General features: G+C 64.5%; 19 protein-coding genes. 5 read left to right on the top strand and 14 right to left on the bottom strand.

Annotation, left to right across the window (positions count from 1 at the left end; translation table 11 throughout):
* Positions 1-27 precede the first annotated feature (27 nt).
* On the bottom strand, positions 28-1,440 hold the full coding sequence (locus LPZ50_RS03775; protein WP_230657731.1) for an MFS transporter: 1,413 nt from the start codon (positions 1,438-1,440) through the stop codon (positions 28-30).
* Between the two features lies 1 nt (position 1,441).
* Complete coding sequence (locus LPZ50_RS03770; protein WP_230657729.1) at positions 1,442-2,188, bottom strand: glucose 1-dehydrogenase; 747 nt, start codon at positions 2,186-2,188, stop codon at positions 1,442-1,444.
* Positions 2,189-2,323: 135 nt separating this feature from the next.
* Between LPZ50_RS03770 and LPZ50_RS03765 the strand changes: the two genes are divergently transcribed.
* Positions 2,324-3,193, top strand: a complete 870-nt coding sequence (locus LPZ50_RS03765) for a LysR family transcriptional regulator (protein WP_230657727.1) — start codon at positions 2,324-2,326, stop codon at positions 3,191-3,193.
* Here LPZ50_RS03765 and LPZ50_RS03760 read toward each other — a convergent pair.
* From LPZ50_RS03760 to LPZ50_RS03725, 8 genes are all read right to left on the bottom strand, one after another.
* Positions 3,190-3,633 (bottom strand): cupin domain-containing protein, encoded by a 444-nt coding sequence (locus LPZ50_RS03760; RefSeq protein WP_230657725.1) that lies wholly within the window; start codon positions 3,631-3,633, stop codon positions 3,190-3,192. The genes LPZ50_RS03765 and LPZ50_RS03760 overlap by 4 nt on opposite strands.
* A gap of 35 nt (positions 3,634-3,668) precedes the next feature.
* On the bottom strand, positions 3,669-4,178 hold the full coding sequence (locus LPZ50_RS03755) for a hypothetical protein (RefSeq protein ID WP_230657723.1): 510 nt from the start codon (positions 4,176-4,178) through the stop codon (positions 3,669-3,671).
* Positions 4,179-4,409: 231 nt separating this feature from the next.
* Positions 4,410-5,186 (bottom strand): molybdopterin-binding protein, encoded by a 777-nt coding sequence (locus LPZ50_RS03750; protein ID WP_230657721.1) that lies wholly within the window; start codon positions 5,184-5,186, stop codon positions 4,410-4,412.
* Entirely contained in the window at positions 5,183-5,935 is a 753-nt protein-coding gene (locus LPZ50_RS03745) for a cytochrome b/b6 domain-containing protein (RefSeq protein ID WP_230657719.1), read from the bottom strand. The genes LPZ50_RS03750 and LPZ50_RS03745 overlap by 4 nt, the downstream gene beginning before the upstream one ends.
* A gap of 63 nt (positions 5,936-5,998) precedes the next feature.
* On the bottom strand, positions 5,999-6,634 hold the full coding sequence (locus LPZ50_RS03740; RefSeq protein ID WP_230657718.1) for a hypothetical protein: 636 nt from the start codon (positions 6,632-6,634) through the stop codon (positions 5,999-6,001).
* A gap of 120 nt (positions 6,635-6,754) precedes the next feature.
* Positions 6,755-7,258 carry a hypothetical protein gene (locus LPZ50_RS03735; protein ID WP_230657717.1) on the bottom strand — a complete coding sequence of 168 codons (504 nt, stop codon included), beginning with the start codon at positions 7,256-7,258 and terminating at the stop codon, positions 6,755-6,757.
* 89 nt (positions 7,259-7,347) lie between these two features.
* The gene (locus LPZ50_RS03730) at positions 7,348-7,932 is read right to left on the bottom strand and encodes a TetR/AcrR family transcriptional regulator (protein ID WP_230657715.1); all 585 of its coding nucleotides are present in this window, start codon (positions 7,930-7,932) and stop codon (positions 7,348-7,350) included.
* 97 nt (positions 7,933-8,029) lie between these two features.
* The gene (locus LPZ50_RS03725) at positions 8,030-9,409 is read right to left on the bottom strand and encodes an NAD-dependent succinate-semialdehyde dehydrogenase (protein ID WP_230657714.1); all 1,380 of its coding nucleotides are present in this window, start codon (positions 9,407-9,409) and stop codon (positions 8,030-8,032) included.
* Between the two features lie 252 nt (positions 9,410-9,661).
* Between LPZ50_RS03725 and LPZ50_RS03720 the strand changes: the two genes are divergently transcribed.
* Positions 9,662-10,561: an AraC family transcriptional regulator N-terminal domain-containing protein gene (locus tag LPZ50_RS03720; protein ID WP_419195561.1), complete on the top strand. Its 900-nt coding sequence runs from the start codon at positions 9,662-9,664 to the stop codon at positions 10,559-10,561.
* A gap of 15 nt (positions 10,562-10,576) precedes the next feature.
* Here LPZ50_RS03720 and LPZ50_RS03715 read toward each other — a convergent pair whose 3' ends face one another.
* The gene (locus LPZ50_RS03715; RefSeq protein WP_230657710.1) at positions 10,577-11,098 is read right to left on the bottom strand and encodes a nuclear transport factor 2 family protein; all 522 of its coding nucleotides are present in this window, start codon (positions 11,096-11,098) and stop codon (positions 10,577-10,579) included.
* Between the two features lie 70 nt (positions 11,099-11,168).
* Positions 11,169-11,711 (bottom strand): hypothetical protein, encoded by a 543-nt coding sequence (locus LPZ50_RS03710; protein ID WP_230657708.1) that lies wholly within the window; start codon positions 11,709-11,711, stop codon positions 11,169-11,171.
* 218 nt (positions 11,712-11,929) lie between these two features.
* On the opposite strand from LPZ50_RS03710, the gene LPZ50_RS03705 reads away from it, so the two are divergent.
* Positions 11,930-12,922, top strand: a complete 993-nt coding sequence (locus tag LPZ50_RS03705; protein WP_230657706.1) for a Bug family tripartite tricarboxylate transporter substrate binding protein — start codon at positions 11,930-11,932, stop codon at positions 12,920-12,922.
* 16 nt (positions 12,923-12,938) lie between these two features.
* On the opposite strand, the gene LPZ50_RS03700 is transcribed toward LPZ50_RS03705, so the two are convergent.
* A complete protein-coding gene (locus LPZ50_RS03700) occupies positions 12,939-13,811 on the bottom strand; it encodes a LysR substrate-binding domain-containing protein (protein ID WP_230657704.1) in 873 nt (290 codons plus the stop codon).
* Positions 13,812-13,981: 170 nt separating this feature from the next.
* Here LPZ50_RS03700 and LPZ50_RS03695 point away from each other — a divergent pair, with 170 nt between their 5' ends.
* Positions 13,982-14,962 (top strand): Bug family tripartite tricarboxylate transporter substrate binding protein, encoded by a 981-nt coding sequence (locus tag LPZ50_RS03695; protein WP_230657702.1) that lies wholly within the window; start codon positions 13,982-13,984, stop codon positions 14,960-14,962.
* A gap of 30 nt (positions 14,963-14,992) precedes the next feature.
* On the top strand, positions 14,993-16,042 hold the full coding sequence (locus LPZ50_RS03690) for a cyclase family protein (RefSeq protein ID WP_230657700.1): 1,050 nt from the start codon (positions 14,993-14,995) through the stop codon (positions 16,040-16,042).
* Positions 16,043-16,045: 3 nt separating this feature from the next.
* Here the strand turns inward: LPZ50_RS03690 and LPZ50_RS03685 are convergent.
* A partial coding sequence (locus LPZ50_RS03685; RefSeq protein ID WP_419195560.1) for an anti-sigma factor family protein occupies positions 16,046-16,531 on the bottom strand: 486 nt, incomplete at its 5' end.

Genomic DNA, 16,531 nt, shown 5'->3' with positions numbered 1-16,531 from the left:
GCTGCAATGCGCCGCCGAAGCCTGGCGCTATTTTTCAATAAGGTTCCAACTTAGTCCGGCCGCCAGCGCCAGTGCCACGGCTATGGCCGATGAGGCCACGGCGAATGCCAGCCACACTTGCTGAGCGTTTGCGCCGTCGGGCGCGATGGCGATGAATAGTCCGCCTATCATCGCCACGGATACCGCGGCGCTGATCTGCAGGGTGGCGTTGACCAGTCCGGAAGCCAGGCCCGCCCAGCGGGCGTGGACCTGGTCTACGTTCAGCCGCACCAGCGCGGGCAGTGCGATGCCTTGTCCCAAGCCAATCAGGAACAACGGCGGCGGCAGCCACGAGGGTGCGCCCGATACCGCCAGCACCGCGGCGGCGGCCAGGCCGGAGGCTTCCAGAGTCATGCCGAACGCGGCGGTTCGTGTGCCCAGGTACCGAGCGATGGGCGGGCCGCATAGCGGCCCCAGGAAGAAGCCGATGCCCAGCGGCAAGACCGCCAGTCCGGTTTCCAGGGCGCCGTGCCCCAGGCCCGCCTGTTCGTACACGGCGAACACAAGGAAGAATGCCGCCAGTGAATAGAACAGGAATGTCGCCGCCAGGCTGCGCCGCAGTCCCGGGCTGGCCAGCAGCGACGGCAGGACCAAGGGCGTCTTGCCAGCGAGTTCCTGTTTGGTTTCATGGCGCCAGAAGGCATACAGCAGCGGCAAGCTCAGGGTAAGCAAGGCGATGCACCACCACGGCCAGTGGTGTTCGCGTCCTTCGATTAGCGGTACCACCAAGGCTAGCAAGCCCGCCGCCAGCAGCAGCGCCCCGGGAACGTCCAGGCGCGCCGAGCGTTCGGGGCGATTTTCATGTAGCAGCGCCAAGGCGGCCGGGATGGCGGCGACGATGATGGGCAGGTTGATCAGGAACACGCTGCGCCAACCCAACCCCCACGGGCTGGCCGATATCAGCACGCCCCCCAGCAGTTGGCCGCCCACGGAGGCCAGGCCGATGGCCGCGCCATAAAGGCTAAGGGCGCGGCCTTTCTCGCTTGTCTGGAAGATGGCGTGTATGGATGCCAGCGATTGGGGCGCCATGATGGCCGCGGATATGCCTTGCAGCAGCCGCCCCAGGACGAGCACGCCTGGCGACGGCGCCAGGCCGCATAGCGCGGAAGCCAGGCCGAAGCCAAGCATGCCGCCCACGAACACACGCTTGCGTCCGTAAAGATCGCCCAGGCGGCCGCCCAGGATCAGGGTTACGGCATAGGCCGCGGCGTAGACCGAGATCACCAGTTGCGAGACGTCGGAAGACGCTTGCAGGTCGGCGCGGATGGAGGGTAGCGCCACGTTGACGATGAAGAAGTCCAGGGGCGGCAGGAAGGTGCCCGTCAGCAAGACTGCCAAGGCCAGCCAGCGGCGCGGGTCAGGAACCGCGGCCTCGGGTGGTTGTATTGATATGGTTGGCATGTCAGCGCATGCCGCCCGATCCCAGGATGATTTCACCCGTTACCCAGGCCGCGTCGTCGGACGCCAGGAACGCCACGATGGGCGCGATGTCCTGTACCTGGCCGATGCGGCCCAGCGGGGTCTGGTTTTCGTTCCATGCCTGGAAGTCCGAGCCCATGGCGCCGGTGGCATGGGTGCCTTCGGTCTCGATCAGGCCGGGGTTGACGGCGTTGACGCGGATGCCCCGGGGCCCGAGTTCGCGCGCCAGTACGCCGGTGATGATGTCGACTGCGCCCTTCGAGCCGCTGTAGATGGCGCTTTCGGCCAGCATCACGCGCGTGACGAATGAGCTGATGTTGATGATGCTGCCGCCCTGGCCCAGGTGCGGCGCGGCGGCGCCGCTGACCAGCAGGGGGCCCAGGACGTTCAGGTCGAACTGCTTGCGGTAGAGTGCTTCGGTGGTGTCTTCGATCTTGGCGAACTGGTAGACGCCGGCGTTGTTCACCACGATATCCAATCGGCCGAAGTGGCTGATGGCCGCCTTGATCAGTGCGTCGACTTCTGCCTGCTTGGTAACGTCCGCGCCCACCGCCACGGCGTGTCCGCCGGCGGCTTCGATGTCGGCAACCACGTTGTCGGCGCCGTGCTTGCTGAAGGCGTAATTAACGACGACGTTGGCGCCGTCGGCCGCGAGTTGGCGGGCAATGCCCGCGCCTATGCCTTTCGAGGCGCCGGTAACGAGGGCGACCTTGTCTTTCAATTTGCTCATGTCGTGAGACTCCTGATCCCGCCGGCCCGAAATGGGCCGGTTTAGTGGCAGGCGCTCATGGTGAGGTGTACACAATTGTTTGTGAACTGCCGTTCATGTACATTATTCGTGCATTTTTGAACGGGTATTCATGGCATGGAATGGAGCGACGTCCGGATCTTTTTGGCGGTGGTGCGCGGCGGGTCTTTCGGCGCGGCGGCCCGCGGCCTGGGGGTTAGCCATCCCACCATCGGGCGCCGGGTGAAGGCGCTGGAAGACGAGGCACAGCAGCCGCTATTCCGCCGAACCAGTAACGGGCTGGTGCTGACGGATGCGGGCGACACCGTGCTGGCGCTGGCGGAATCCATGGAGAGTTCCGCGCTGGCCATGGAACGGCGCCTGGCGGGCAATCACGCGCGGCTCGAGGGTATCTTGCGGATCTCGGCGGCGGAATGGTTTGCGGGTTATGTGCTGGCGCCTGTGCTGGCCGAACTGGCGCGCCGCCATCCGGCCGTGGTGCCAGAGGTAATGGCCAGCTATCGCTTGTTGAATCTGTCGCGCCGCGATGCCGACGTGGCTTTTCGCATCGTGCCCTTCAGCGAACCGGATATTGTCCAACGGCGCTTGATGACGATGCCATATGGTCTTTATGGCTCGGCCGACACCGCGCGCGCGATGCAAGACGATGCGGGGTCGGTGGGGCTTATTTTGATGAATACCGCGCAATCGCATTTTCCCGACGTTGCGTGGCTGCTCGACAGGTTTCCCCTGTCGCGGCGGGTCTTCACCAGCACGAGCCGCGCCGTTCAGGCGCAGATGTGCCTGCGCGGCCTGGGCATTGCCGTGCTGCCCAGGCCGCTGGGCGATGCGGTGCCCGGATTGCAGCGTATCGAAACGCCCGACCCGCCCCCCACCCGGGATATCTGGGTGGGCTACCACCACGACCTGCGGCATATGGATCGCTTGCGGGCGATGCTGGATATCGCCGATACGATGCTGGCGGGTTCCTCGGGTTCCCCGCCCTAGCCCACCTGGCCCGCCGGGCCGTTGCCAGGACTCCAACCCGCATCGGCCATCTCGAAGCTGGCAAAGTCGAACCCGGGCGCGACGGTGCAGCCCACCAGGGTGAAACGCCCCAGGGGCCGGGCGGCCTGCCAGAAATCGGCGGGCACCACGGCTTGCGGCCTTTCGCCGTTGGCGAGGTCAGTACCCAGCGTGATGTCCTGGACTTGATTGCCATCGGAAACGCTCAGCAGCAGCGGATCGCCGGCATAGAAATGCCAGACTTCCGCCGCATCGCGGACACGGTGCCAATGCGAGCTGTCGCCGGCTTCAAGCAGGTAGTAGATCGCCGTTGAATGGGCACGCGCCTGGCCCTGGGTGTCGTCGCGAAAGGTTTCGACGAACCAGCCGCCTTCCGGATGGCGCTGCATGCCCAGGGTTTGGATGATTTCGCTGGCGTCCATGTCGATGCTTTTTCCGGCGGCCTATGCGCTTTGCCCTAGATATGGGATTCCTTGCTGCGCCAGTTTTGCGGCATTTCGAATACGCCGTCGTCTCGCCGGGCACGCAGGTACTGGATTTCTTCTGGCGGTATCACCATCTGCAGCCATTGGGCATCGGCCAATACATCCAGGCCCGGGCCGCCATCGCCATACAGCACGGCTTTCAAGACCGCGAAGTCGCCGGAGTTCATGATGTTCCAGTTGCAGCGCAGCAGCGGACGGGTGGAATAGATTTTCAGGATGGCCCGCTTGGCGCTGTTGTCCAGCCACGGGTTCTTCGCTTCGCCGGTCAGCAGGCTGATCATTTGCGTAAAGCGCGGCTGGCGCGCGCGGGCGGGTGCTGTCGCCTGCTCGGCGCCCCACTTCGGCAACGCGCCGTTCATTTTCGCAACGTAGAAGCCGCGGCCGATCTGCCCAGTGGGGGGAAGGAAGCGTTCCTGAACCCCTACGGTAAGGATGTTCACGGCCGAGGCTTCGCTGGTGCCGTGATAACCGATGAAGTACATACAGGTTCTCCATTTAGCGCGGGCTTCGCCATGGCCGCGCGTGCATGTTGAACAAGGCGTAACAGCCAACCCGCCGGCGATTCAGGCAGTGTACAAGCTTCGTGGCCAGCCTTGCCAGGCGTCAGCTTGATGTACGGGTCTTGCCGCAGCAGCCATGCCTCGACGCCTTCAAGTGCTTCGTCATCGTCGAGCATGTTTTTCAGTTCCCGGGCATTCAGCCGGCGCGCCGCCTCAGATGCCCGCATACCATTCATAGCCACGATCTTCCCAATAGCCGCCCCGGCCGCCCCACAGGGCGTCGAAGGAAGAAACAACTTCGATGCGCATCAGGTACTTGGCCTGCTTGTAGCCAAGTTGGCGCTCGACCCTGAGCCGCAGCGGAGCGCCATGGGCCACGGGCAGGCTCTTGCCGTTCATGGCATACGCAAGAATGGTCTGGGGATGATAGGCGTCGAGCAGGTCGATGCTTTCGTAGTAGCGGCCGCTGCCGTCGAAGGTAACTTCCAGTTCATCCGCGCAATGGAACACCACGTAGCGCGCCCCGGGCTTCAGGCGCGCCAGGTCCAGGATGCGGCCCAAGGCAACGCCCTGCCATTGCCCGATGGCGCTCCATCCTTCCACGCAGTCGTGCCGGGTGATCTGGGTGCGCGACGGCATGCGCTTCAGGTCGGCGAGCGACAGGCTTAGCGGCTGCTGGACCAGGCCTTGCACCTGTAGCCGCCAATCGGCGAAACCGCCATCCAGCAGGCGCGCGTATTCTTCCGAGTCTGGCGCCTGGGTGCCGTTGGCCCGGAATACCGGCGAAAGGTCGGCAACGCTATATTCCCGGGCCAGGGCGTGGCGGCCGACTATCAGCCGTTGGGCATGCATCGTCAGTTTTTCGGTGTTGCGCAGCACGGATCCCATTTCCGCGCTTTGCGTCAGGGCGTCGCAGCCGGCCAGCAGCCCGGCGCCGGCGCCCGACAGCAGGCCCAGCAAGGCTCTGCGGCGTGCAAGGTCTGGCTTCATGATGTGTGCTCCGAGCGGTCGATGGCGTAGCGGCCGTTGATCATGGATCTGAGGTTGTTCCAGAAGCCGGACAACACCACCATCAATACATGCACCGCCACAAACAGCACCAACAGGGATGCGGTGATGAAATGCAGCGTGCGGGCCGATGCGCGTCCGCCGAACAGGTCCAACAGAAAGGGGAAACCGGCGTCCATGGTGGGCGACATGGTCATGCCGGTTAATACCATCAGCGGAATCAGCACCAGCGCCACCAGCAGGTAGCTGGCCTTTTGCAGGGCGTTGTAGCGCCGCGCCTCGTCGCCCTTGGGGAAACGCAGCCGGGCGTGGTCCCGCACTTCGCGCCACAGGTGGCGCGGGCGCAGTTGGTCGCGGTTGGGCAGCAGGTCGCGCCGGATGTGGCCGCGCCACAAGCCGTGCATCAGGTACAGCAGCCCGTTGATGACCAGCAACCAGGCGAACAGGAAATGCCAGTTCCGGCCGGCCCCCAGGTCGTGGTACGAGGGGATGGTGAGCCACGAAGGTAAAGCACCAATGGCGATGATGGCCGGGTCCGCGTCCGCGCCGTATTTTCCCCAGTACAGGCGGGGATGGGCATTGAAGATCTGCAGCCCGCTCATCAGCAGGATGGAAAGGCACAGCGCATTCACCCAGTGCGTGACGCGCACCGTCAATGAATGCCGCGTAATGAGTTGTGTAGACGCCGCGCGCGCTGGCGGGGCCGGATGTTTGAGTTTGGCGGTGTTCATGGCAGGCTTTCAGGCCGGCTGGCGGTACTGGCCAGCCGGCAGGGTGGGTTCAGGAACGAGGCATCACATCGGGGGGACGACGCCGTCCTTGCCTACGATCAACTGCGCCGTGGACAACCCGCCATTCGCGCCCTTTTGCGCGGGAATGAAGACCGCTGTGCCGGGCTGGACGTCGTCGGCCGTGGCCGGCGCCAGGGTCACCACCGGCGTGCCGTTGGGAATGGAGATCTTCTTTTCCTTGCCGTGGTAGTTCACGGTGACCACGCTGCCATCCACCGATTTGACGGCGTCTCCCACGGTGGCGTTGGTCATGGTGCTATTGGGTTTCAAGTCCCAGCCGTAGCTGCCTTCGCCGCGCCCTTTAAGCGCCGGCGGGAAGATCAGCACTTCCAGCGCACCATCGCCGCCCTCGGACTTGGGCAAGGACGCGATGCCGACAAAGTCTCCCGGCTTGATGTCGCTGATGGCTGCCTTCTTCACCGCGGACACCATCCATCCTTGCTGCAGTGTCACGGTCACGGCCTGGCCTTCCCGCGACTGCACCTGCAACTGGTCGTTCTGTAGCGCCACCACCGTGCCTCGCACGCGGGTGGCCTGGTCCGCGGCCTGGGCCGTCGATATCGCGGCCAAGCCGCCGGCTACCAGGGCGGCGCCAGTGATTGCCCCGGCGGCGAACTTGCGGATTCGTGATGTGGTCATGCGGGTTCTCCTTGGCGAATTGAGCATCGCCGTGAAATTTCGCGGCGCGGAAAGCAGGAACAACCATCGAAAGGCGCGCCGCGCAAACTCTCGAAAGCAATGGTGGCGGGCTGCCCGGTATCAGGGTCGCGGGGCCTGCCGGCGTTGGGATCGAATGGCCCACATCTGCAGCGCCGAGCCCAGCGCGAAGATCAGCAGCCATGCCGCCAGCGTGCCGCGCACGATGGGCGATTCCGGCCCGGCAGCCAGGGGGTGCGCAACCGGCAGGCGCGTCAACGTCTCGTTGATGCCTGGCACCAGCAGCAGGAAGAAGCTGAACGTGAAGCCGAACTGGGACAGATACGCTTGCGCGCGCCCCAGCACCGGCAGCCGCGGCGCGGCCAACGCACCACCTATCGCCAGCAAGGCCAGAATGCCCAGCGCGTGGCCCACGTTGAAACCGCCGGTACTGGAAAGCCCGAACGACGTCAGAACCGACAGGACCAATCCGCCCAGGTAAAGCTTTCCTGAAGTGGTGGCGCGATCGATGCCGTGGTAACGCCAGAAGCTGTAGGCGCCGGCGATGAAGGGAACGGCACTGATAAGGGTATGCACCGCCCCCAGGGCGGAAAGTGGATGCGGCATGTGGGTGACTCCGGTAAGAATTGATGGCTTCCGATTAAACAACCAACTAGTTGGTCGATTATTTGCACAAAAAAAGGACGGCCTTCCGGTCAAGCGGCCGTCAGCCTGCCGATCGCGGCGCGCGAGACCGCCTGGAAGGCGGCGGGATCATTGAACGCGCGCGCCGTCAGCATGGCGCCGTGCACGGTGGACATGAATGTCCGGGCTTCTGTGGCGGCGCTTTCCGCCAGCTGGAACTGGCCTTGGGCCGCGCCATTTTCCAGTACGGCGGCGATCCAGGCGGTGAGGTCTGCAAAGTAGCCGCTGACTTCGTCGGCGATATCTTGCGGAATCATGGGCATTTCGGCCGCCAGCATGGCGCAGATGCAGATGGGCGCCGTGCCCTCGCGTATGCATTTGGCCCAGTATTCGGTGTAGGCATTCAGCCGCGCCAGCGGATCGGGCACATGGGCGTCCAGCGCAGCCAACCCTTCCCTGGCCTGCTGGCGATGCAGCATTACTACGGTAAGCACAAGGTCCGCCTTGCTGGGGAAATGGTGGTGGATGCTGGGTTTGCCAATACGTACCCTGGCGGACAGGTCAGCGTAGCTGAACCCGTTATAGCCTCCGGCGGCCAGCAGCACCTTGGTGTGCTCGGCGATTTCGGCGGCGCGGGGGGAAAGTTCCAGATTCATAGGCAGTCAATCTACTAGTTGGTCGGCTGAGTGTCAAGAGCCTGGAGATGTTATTCGCCGGATGCGGCGCGGCCCACCACAACACCGCCCCCCAGGCTCAGCCATCCAGGCCGCCCATCAGCACGTACTTCACTTCGACGTACTCCTCGATGCCGTAGAAGCCGCCTTCGCGTCCATAGCCGGATTGCTTGACGCCGCCGAAGGGCACCGAAGCCGTGCCCACCGACCCTGAGTTCAAGATCACCATGCCGGCCTGGATATCGCGGGACAAGCGGAATGCCCGCCCGACGTCGCGCGTATAGGCATAGGCCACCAGGCCGTATTCGGTATTGTTGGCGCTTTCGACTGCCTCATCCTCGTGGCGGAAGCGGTAAACAGGAAAGACCGGCCCAAAGATCTCGGTGTGGGCTATCGGCATTTCGTCATTCAGGCCGGCCAGGATAGTGGGCTCGTAGAACAGCCCACCCTTGGCATGAGGCTTGCCGCCCAGCAATACCGACGCCCCTTGTCGCTTGGCGCCTTCAACCAACTGCACGACCTTGTCAAAGCCTGGCTGGTTAATAAGCGGGCCGACGACGAATTCCTGCTGCATGCCGCTGTCGACGCGCACCTGGGCAACTTTTTCGGCCAGCACCGCAACGAAGCGATCGTGTATGGCCTCTTGCACATAAACGCGGTTGGGCGAAATACACACTTGACCCGAGTTCCTGAGCTTGGCGGCCACCAGGCCCGCCACGGCCTGATCGATATCGGCGTCGTCAAAGACGATGAACGGCGCGTTGCCGCCCAGCTCGAGCGTCATTTTCTTCAGCGCGCGCCCGCTGGCGGCCGCCAGCAGCTTGCCTACCGCGGTGGACCCCGTGAAGGAAACCTTGCGGATGCGGTCATCCTGTGTGAACAGTTCGCCGATGGCCTGCGGGTTTCCTGTCACCATCTCGAACACGCCTTCGGGAATGCCGGCCTTGCGGGCGTATTCCAACAGTTTGTAGGCCGTTAGCGGCGTTTCTTCAGACGGCTTGATCACCATCGTGCAGCCCGCCGCCAACGCCGTTGCCACCTTGCGGGTGATCATCATGAAGGGAAAATTCCAGGGCGTAATGGCCGCGGTGGGGCCGGCTGGCTCTTTCATGACCAGGACAGCGGCATTACCGGCGTGCGACGGAATGGTGTCGCCATACACCCGTTTGGCCTCTTCGGCATACCACTCGATGAAGCCTAGTCCGTAGTCGATTTCACCCAGGGCTTCGGCCAGGCATTTGCCGTTTTCGCGGACCATGATTTCGGCGAAGACTTGCCTGTCGGCCTTCACCAGGTCGAACCAGCGGCGGAGCATGTCGCCGCGTTCTTTTGCCAGTTTGCGCGACCAGGCGGGAAAGGCTGCGCAGGTCCGGTCTATGGCCGCCTTTACGTGGGCGGCGTCCATGTCGGGGGCTTGCCCGACGATGGCACCGTCGGCGGGGTTGATGACGTTGATCATGTTGATTGCAGTTCCAGTTGATTGCCAATTCGGGCCGAGCGGGATGCGGCGGACCCGGTTCTTGAATAATAGTTATGGAAAATCTGGAAATGAATGGCCCTGGGTCTGCTATTCTTGCCCAATTCTATGAACAGCAATTCTGGCGCAACCCTGAAAAGCTGCCAGGTATTGTTTACGGAGGGTCTGGCCATGAACGCGGCAGACAACGCCGCCACGCGCGGCACGCGTACCCAGGAAAGGCGCCTGGCGCCCATGCTGGAACGGCTGGCGCCTTGCGAGGGATACAACCTGAGCGCCCTGCCCGATGTCAGGTTCCTGCGGTCCAATCGCCCCTTGTCCGCCGTGCCCGTGCTTTACGACCCTGGCATCGTGTTCGTGTGCCAGGGCAGCAAGCGCGGGTATTTTGGCGACCAGGTCTACCTGTATGACAAGCAGCACTATCTGGCGGTTTCTGTACCTGTGCCGTTCACGATGGAAACAGACGCCAGCGCCCGGGAACCTCTGCTGGCAATCTATATGCACCTGGACTTGAAGCTGGCTGCCGATTTGATGCTGCAGATCGACCAGCACGGCGGGATGGAACCCGCGCGGCCGCGCGGCCTGATGTCCACCCCGATGGACTCGCGGTTATGCGAATCCCTGGTGCGCTTCCTGCAAGCAATGAGCCATCCGTTGGAATCCCGCATACTCGGGCCGGCGCTGGTTCGGGAAATCTATTTCCATGTGCTCACCGGAGAACAAGGGGCATCGATGCGGGCGGCGCTGGCCATGCATGGGCAGTTCGGCAAGATCGCCCGCGCGCTGCGCCGCATCCACGCATCGTTCAATACCGATTTCAGCGTCGAACAACTGGCGCGGGAAGCGGGAATGAGCGTGCCCACCTTCCATACGCACTTCAAGGCGGTAACAGAGACTTCCCCCGTGCAATACGTGAAATCGATACGCCTGCACCAGGCGCGCCTGCATATGGTGCGTAACGGCATGACAGCCGCGGCGGCAAGCGCCGAAGTAGGCTATGACAGCCCTTCGCAGTTCAGCCGTGAATTCAAGCGCCTGTTCGGGCGCAGCCCGGTGGAAGAAGTCCGGCGGATGAAGGCGGAATTCGCCGTGCCGCCCGCGCATGCGGCTTCTGTGTATGTTTCTTCACACTGAGGGGATTACCGCCATTCAACGCGAGACGACATCGTGCAATAACTCGCGCGCGGGCCCGCTGCCGTCCATGGGGAAAAGCTTGCGTTCCTTGATGCGCCATCCGTCGTCGGTGCGCACCACGATCCACCGGTTGGCGATGACGCGAAAAATCTTGTGGCCCCGTGAAAGTCCATGGTTGGGCAATTCCGATTCCGGCGCATCGCGGTCGAAGCGGACCAGCATCAGGTAAGAGGTGACGACGGCCGTGTCGCCATCCAGCTCGACATAGGGCAGGTTGCCGAAGTGCGCCAATCCGCCGTCCAAGGCTTGTTGATGCGCCTCGCTTTCCACCAGGTCCACGAACTTGTCGCGGCCGACCGCGCCCGGCGCGCTGGCGCCGCGGTCGAAGACGGCGTCCTCGGTATAAACCTCGGGAAAGAAGGGCCCGTATCCGGTATCGGCGCTAAGCGGATGGGACGCGATCAGGTTGTAGATCGCGAGTTTGTCTTCGACGATGGCAATGCGGCGTTCCAGCGCCGCTGTCGAGGTGTGCTCCAAGACAGGCTCCTGTTGAGTGACGAGAAATTGGCCAGGCGAGAACTTGCGCCTGGCGGTTAAGGTCTGGCGGCTAGGCGTCCGTAGCGACGCGGCGGGCGGGATCGCACACCCGGGCGCCGGGGCCGGTGCCAAGCGCGTCGTCGGTGGCGCTGCGCAGCGGGGCCACATTGGCCACCGGCCCCACCGCTGCCGGCGCAAGGCCGGCCGCCGCCGCCAGTTGTTGCGGCTGAAGCGGCGGATTGCCCATGGCGAATCGATACGGCTGCAACGGTAGCAGCCCCTGTATGGTACCCAGGTCATTGGCCGCGTGGGCGCGCGCCTGGAGCATGGCTTGCTCGTCGATAAAGGCCTGGACGGCGCTGTTCAGGCGATGCGTGGCGTGCAGATCGCGCAGCCATTCTCCCGTGCGGACGCTGTCGCCTGGCTGCGTTGGGACGGTCTTCCGGGTGGACACCGCAGCGGGCTGTCCGTCGGCGAGGCGCGCGAATAGCGCCGGCCGCGAGCCCGCCACGCGCTCGGTTTGCGGCGGCGCCTGCGGACGTTCGGCGCGATAGGCAGCGCGGATATCGCCGCTGTGCAGGTGTCCGATTGGATCGAGGATGCTGAGGCTCATGGCTACCGCTCTCCGTGCTCTGTCTGTCGGATTATGCCTGCTGGCGCGTGGGTACCGCACATGCGGGGTTCTTCCACGGCACTTGATTGTCTGACAATTCCTTAAGGATTATCATCCACTTCCGCGCATCGCCCATGACGCCGCCCTTGCCCCAAGGCAAGACGGCCAGACTGCGGGAGATGCTCTTGGTGCATAAAACATGAAGTGGAGGCCCCTGAATGGCGCGTATTGACCGGCGGTTCTTGTTCAAGTCTTTGATGGCGGCGGTAGTGGCCGCGGGTGCGTTCAGCGGGCCGGCCGCGGCGGCCGAGGCGGCCTATCCGTCGGCGCCCATCAAGCTGGTGGTGCCGTGGTCGCCGGGCGGCGCCACCGATGTGCTGGGCCGGCTGATCGCCAAGGGGCTGACCGAACGCATTGGCCAGACGGTGGTGGTGGAAAATCACGCGGGTGCGGGCGGCAATATCGGCACGGCGGCGTTTGTGCGCGCCAAGCCGGATGGCTATACGCTGCTGGTGGCCACCAGTTCGACCAATGCGGCGAACCCGCATCTGTACAAGCAATTGGGTTTCGATCCGGCCAAGGATTTCGCGCCGGTGTCGTTCGTGGCCAAGATTCCCAATGTGCTGGAAGTGCCGAAAGCGTCGCCGTACAAGACGTATGCGGAACTGATGGACGATGCCAAGGCGAACCCCGGCAAGCTGAATTACGGCTCGGCCGGCGTGGGTTCGTCGCAGCATCTGGCGGCATCGCTGCTGAAGCACCTGACGGGCGCGGACATTGTGCACGTGCCCTACAAGGGCAGCGGCCCGGCGGCGGCCGCGCTGATGGGCGGGCAGCTGGATTTCATGATCGACACTGGCTCCGTGAACCAGGTGAAGGCCGGTTCGCTGCGCGCGCTGGCGGTGGCGTCGGAGAACCGCACGGCCGCACTGCCGGACGTGCCCACGTTCGCGGAACTGGGCCTGCCCGACATGATCGCGTTTGCCTGGTACGGCATTGTGGCGCCGGCGGGTACGCCCAAGACGGTAGTGTCTTTCCTGAACAAGGAAATCAACGCGGTGGTGCAGTCGCCGGAAATCAAGCAGCACCTGGAAAACATGGGTGCGCAGGTGCCCGCGCCCCAGGACGCGAAGGCGTTTGGCGGCTTCATGGATAGCGAACTTGAACGCTATGGCGACCTGATCAAGATGTCGGGCGCCAAGATGGAATAGCACCAGCGGGCGGCGGTCAGCAGCGGTATTCTTCCACCGCCGCCTTCACGAACGCTTCCACCAGTTGCATGCGCGGGCACGAGCGCGCCCAGATCAGCCCGAACCGCCGTGGCTGGCACGGCACGGGCAGCGGCAGGCTGATCACGTTCAAGCCCTGTTTCCACAGGCTCCAGGCATTGGGCACGATGGCCACGCCCAAGCCGCGGTTCACCATCAGCGCAATGGACTCGGTGGACGCCAGTTCGTAGCGGTCGCGCGTGGCGATGCCGGTTTTCTTCAGGTACTGGTCGATCAGGTTGCCTATCCAGCTGCCGGCTTCGTAGCGGATGAAGTCTTCGGTGGCCAGCAGTTCCTGGGCGCCGCGGCCCTGGTGCTGGGCCGCCACCAGCAGCGAGAAATGCTCTTCGCGCAGCAGCCGCCAGGCCAGCCGCTTGGGTAGTTCGAACGGCGCTTCCAGGGCGATGGCCACGTCCAGGTCGCCATTCTCGACGCTGGCATAGAACTCGGTGGACAGCCCGGCCCGGATGAAAACGTGCAGGCCCGGATAGCGCTGCGCCAGGGTGGCCAGTATGTTGGGCACCGTGCTGTTCAACGACGTGTTGCCCGTGCCCAGCCGCAATTCACCCCGGATCTCGCGGGTATGGGCCAGCACCGGCAAGGACTCGACGTCGTCCAAGATTTTCTGCGATGTTTCCAGGATGCGATGCGCGGCTTCGGTCAGGTGCACGGTTTTGCCCGACCGCGCCACCAGCGGCGCGTTGACGTGCGCTTCCAGCGCCCGGATTTGCTGGGCCACGGCGCCATGGGTGATATTCAGCCGGCGGGCGGCTTCGGCCATGGAGCCATGCCGGTGGATGGCCAACAAGGTAAGCAGAAAGTGGGTATTCACATCGTAGATTTTATATCTTCTGAAGGTAGTTTAAAGATAGCCGTGCGGCACCGGGTTTGCCCATAATTCCCGGGCGGGCCATCCACACCGGCCAGCCGTCGGCCGCACCACGGCACGACAAAATCTATAAACACAGGCGCCGGCGGGAACGGCGCACAAGGGAGACAAGCATGCGCAACACCAAGAACATCCTGGCCGCCGCCCTGCTGGCGTGCGTGGCCGGGCCCATCGCCCTGCCCGCCGCGGCGCAGGACTATCCCGGCAAGCCCATCACCATGCTGGTGCCCTACCCCGCCGGCCAGTCGGTGGACCTGCTGGCGCGCGTGATCAGCGACGGGCTGTCCAAGGTGCTGGGCCAACCCATTATTGTCGAGAACAAACCCGGCGCCGGCGGTACGCTGGGCACGGGCCTGGTGGCGCGCGCCGCGCCCGACGGCTACACGCTGGGCATGAGCTCCAGCGGGCCGCTGGGCATTGCGCCGCACCTGTTCAAGAACACCAATTACGACCCCGTGAAGGATTTCACCGCCATCATGAACGTGGCGGCCGTGGCGCAAACCATGGTGGTGTCGGCCAAATCGGACATCAAGTCCGTGCAGGACCTGGTGGCGGCGGCCAAGGCCCAGCCCAACAAGCTGAACTTCGGCTCGCCGGGCAATGGGTCCACCAGCCACCTGACGCAGGAAATGTTCAAGCAGCGCGCCAACGTGCAAATGCTGCATGTGCCGTACAAGGGCGGCCCGGCGGCCATTACCGACCTGATCGGCGGTCAGATCGACGTACTGTTCGAGGCATCGCCCACGGTGACGCCGTTTATCAATCGCGGCGACCTGCGCGCGCTGGCGGTAACCACCAAGACCTCGATTCCGGCGCTGCCGCAGGTGAAGCCGCTGGCCAGCCAGGGATACGAAGGGTTTGAAGCGGTAGGCTGGATGGGCATTGTCGGGCCGGCGGGCATGAAGCCCGAGGTCGTGCAGACGCTGCACGCCGCGCTGGTGAAAACGCTGCAAGACCCGGCCGTGCGCGAGAAGCTGGACACGCAGGGCATGCTGACGCTGGGCGACACGCCGCAGGAATTCAGCGCCTTCATCCAGAGCGAATCCGAAAAATGGGGATCGGTGATCCGCAACGCGGACATCAAGGTGCAGTAAACCCACCGCCAACACGACCGGAGAACGCGCATGAGCGGCGAACAAGCACAACCGCGGTGGAAGCATCGGCCACCCGGATCGAACTGGGGCGACTTCGGCCCGGATGACCAACTGGGGCGCCTGAACCTGCTGACGCCGGCGCGCGTGGCGGCCGCCGCCGGGGAAATCACCACCGGCGAGCGCTTCTGCCTGAGCCTGCCCCTGGACTACCCGGGCGGCAATCTGCTGAATCCGTTCCGCTACCCGCCGCAGTTGCGCGCCACCACGCGCAAGGGCAAGTTTGCCTACAACATGGCGCATTGCTGCGAACACCCGGGCGTGACGGATGTGATCTGCGATGACTACGTGGTGCTGTATACCCAGTATTCGACACAGTGGGACAGCTTCGCGCACGTGGGATCCATGTTCGACGTGCACGGCACCGGCGAGCCGGTGCCGGTGTATTACAACGGCTATGCGGGCGGCGAGCACATCCAGGGCGCATCGCGCATGGCGGAAGATGGCGAGCACCAACCGGTGCGCGCGGCCCGGCTGGGCATAGACAACTTCGCGGCCACGCCCATCCAGGGCCGCGGCGTGCTGGTGGACTTGCGCAAGCATTTCGGCGATACGCGCCGCGAAGTGGACTACGACGACCTGATGCAGGTACTGCGGGACGACGACATCACGGTCGAGGCCGGCGACATGCTGTGCCTGCACACCGGGTTCTCGGACGTGCTGCTGACCATGGACCGCCAGCCCGATCCGCACGTGCTGCACGGCGCCTGCAGCGTGCTGGACGGCCGCGACGAGCGCCTGCGCGACTGGATCCGCGACAGCCAGATCGCCGCGCTGATTGCCGACAACTACGCGGTAGAGCGCCGCCCGCCGCAAGGCCCGCTGGGCCTGCAGGGCGCCTTCATGCCCCTGCACGAACTGTGCCTGTTCAAGCTGGGCATACCGCTGGGCGAACTGTGGTACCTGACCGGGCTGGCCGCGGCCTTGAAGGCGCAGGGCCGCCACCGCTTTTTCCTGACGGCCCCGCCCCTGCGCCTGCCGGGCGCGGTGGGCTCGCCCGTGACGCCGGTGGCGACGATATAGGCGTCACGCCGCGCCGTCGCCCGAAGTGACCAGCGCATAGTTGTATCCCTGCCCCGACCAGTAATGGGCCTGCAGCTCGCCGTCGCGCCGGCTGCCCTGGGGCAGGAACTGGTTGCCCGGCCCGGGCGGGCGAATGTAGAACGTGGCCCGCTGCCCGGCGTTGTCGTAGATGACGATGGCGGCCGGCCCCTGATCCGTGGCCAGCAGGCGCGCGGCAACCGGCGTGAAGCCGCTGGCGCTCAGGTCGGGCAGGCGCTGCGCCTGCGAAAAATGTACGTCCAGCCAGCCCTGCAATTCATTGGCATCGGCGCGCACATCCGGCCGCGGCGCGTCGGCGGCTGCAAACATGCGATAGGCCTGCACCGCGTCCTGCATGGGCAGCACCCGGCCGGCCAGGGTCGTCTCGTGGGCGCTCCAGCCCGTGACGCCGCCTATCGCCATCGCCATGACCAGGCTGGCGGCCATGGCCAGGCGCCGCCGCGAGCGGGT

This window comes from Bordetella petrii, assembly GCF_020991325.1.
GTDB classification, from domain to species: domain Bacteria; phylum Pseudomonadota; class Gammaproteobacteria; order Burkholderiales; family Burkholderiaceae_B; genus Bordetella_A; species Bordetella_A petrii_E.
This window is presented reverse-complemented; position numbering and strand designations above follow the sequence as displayed.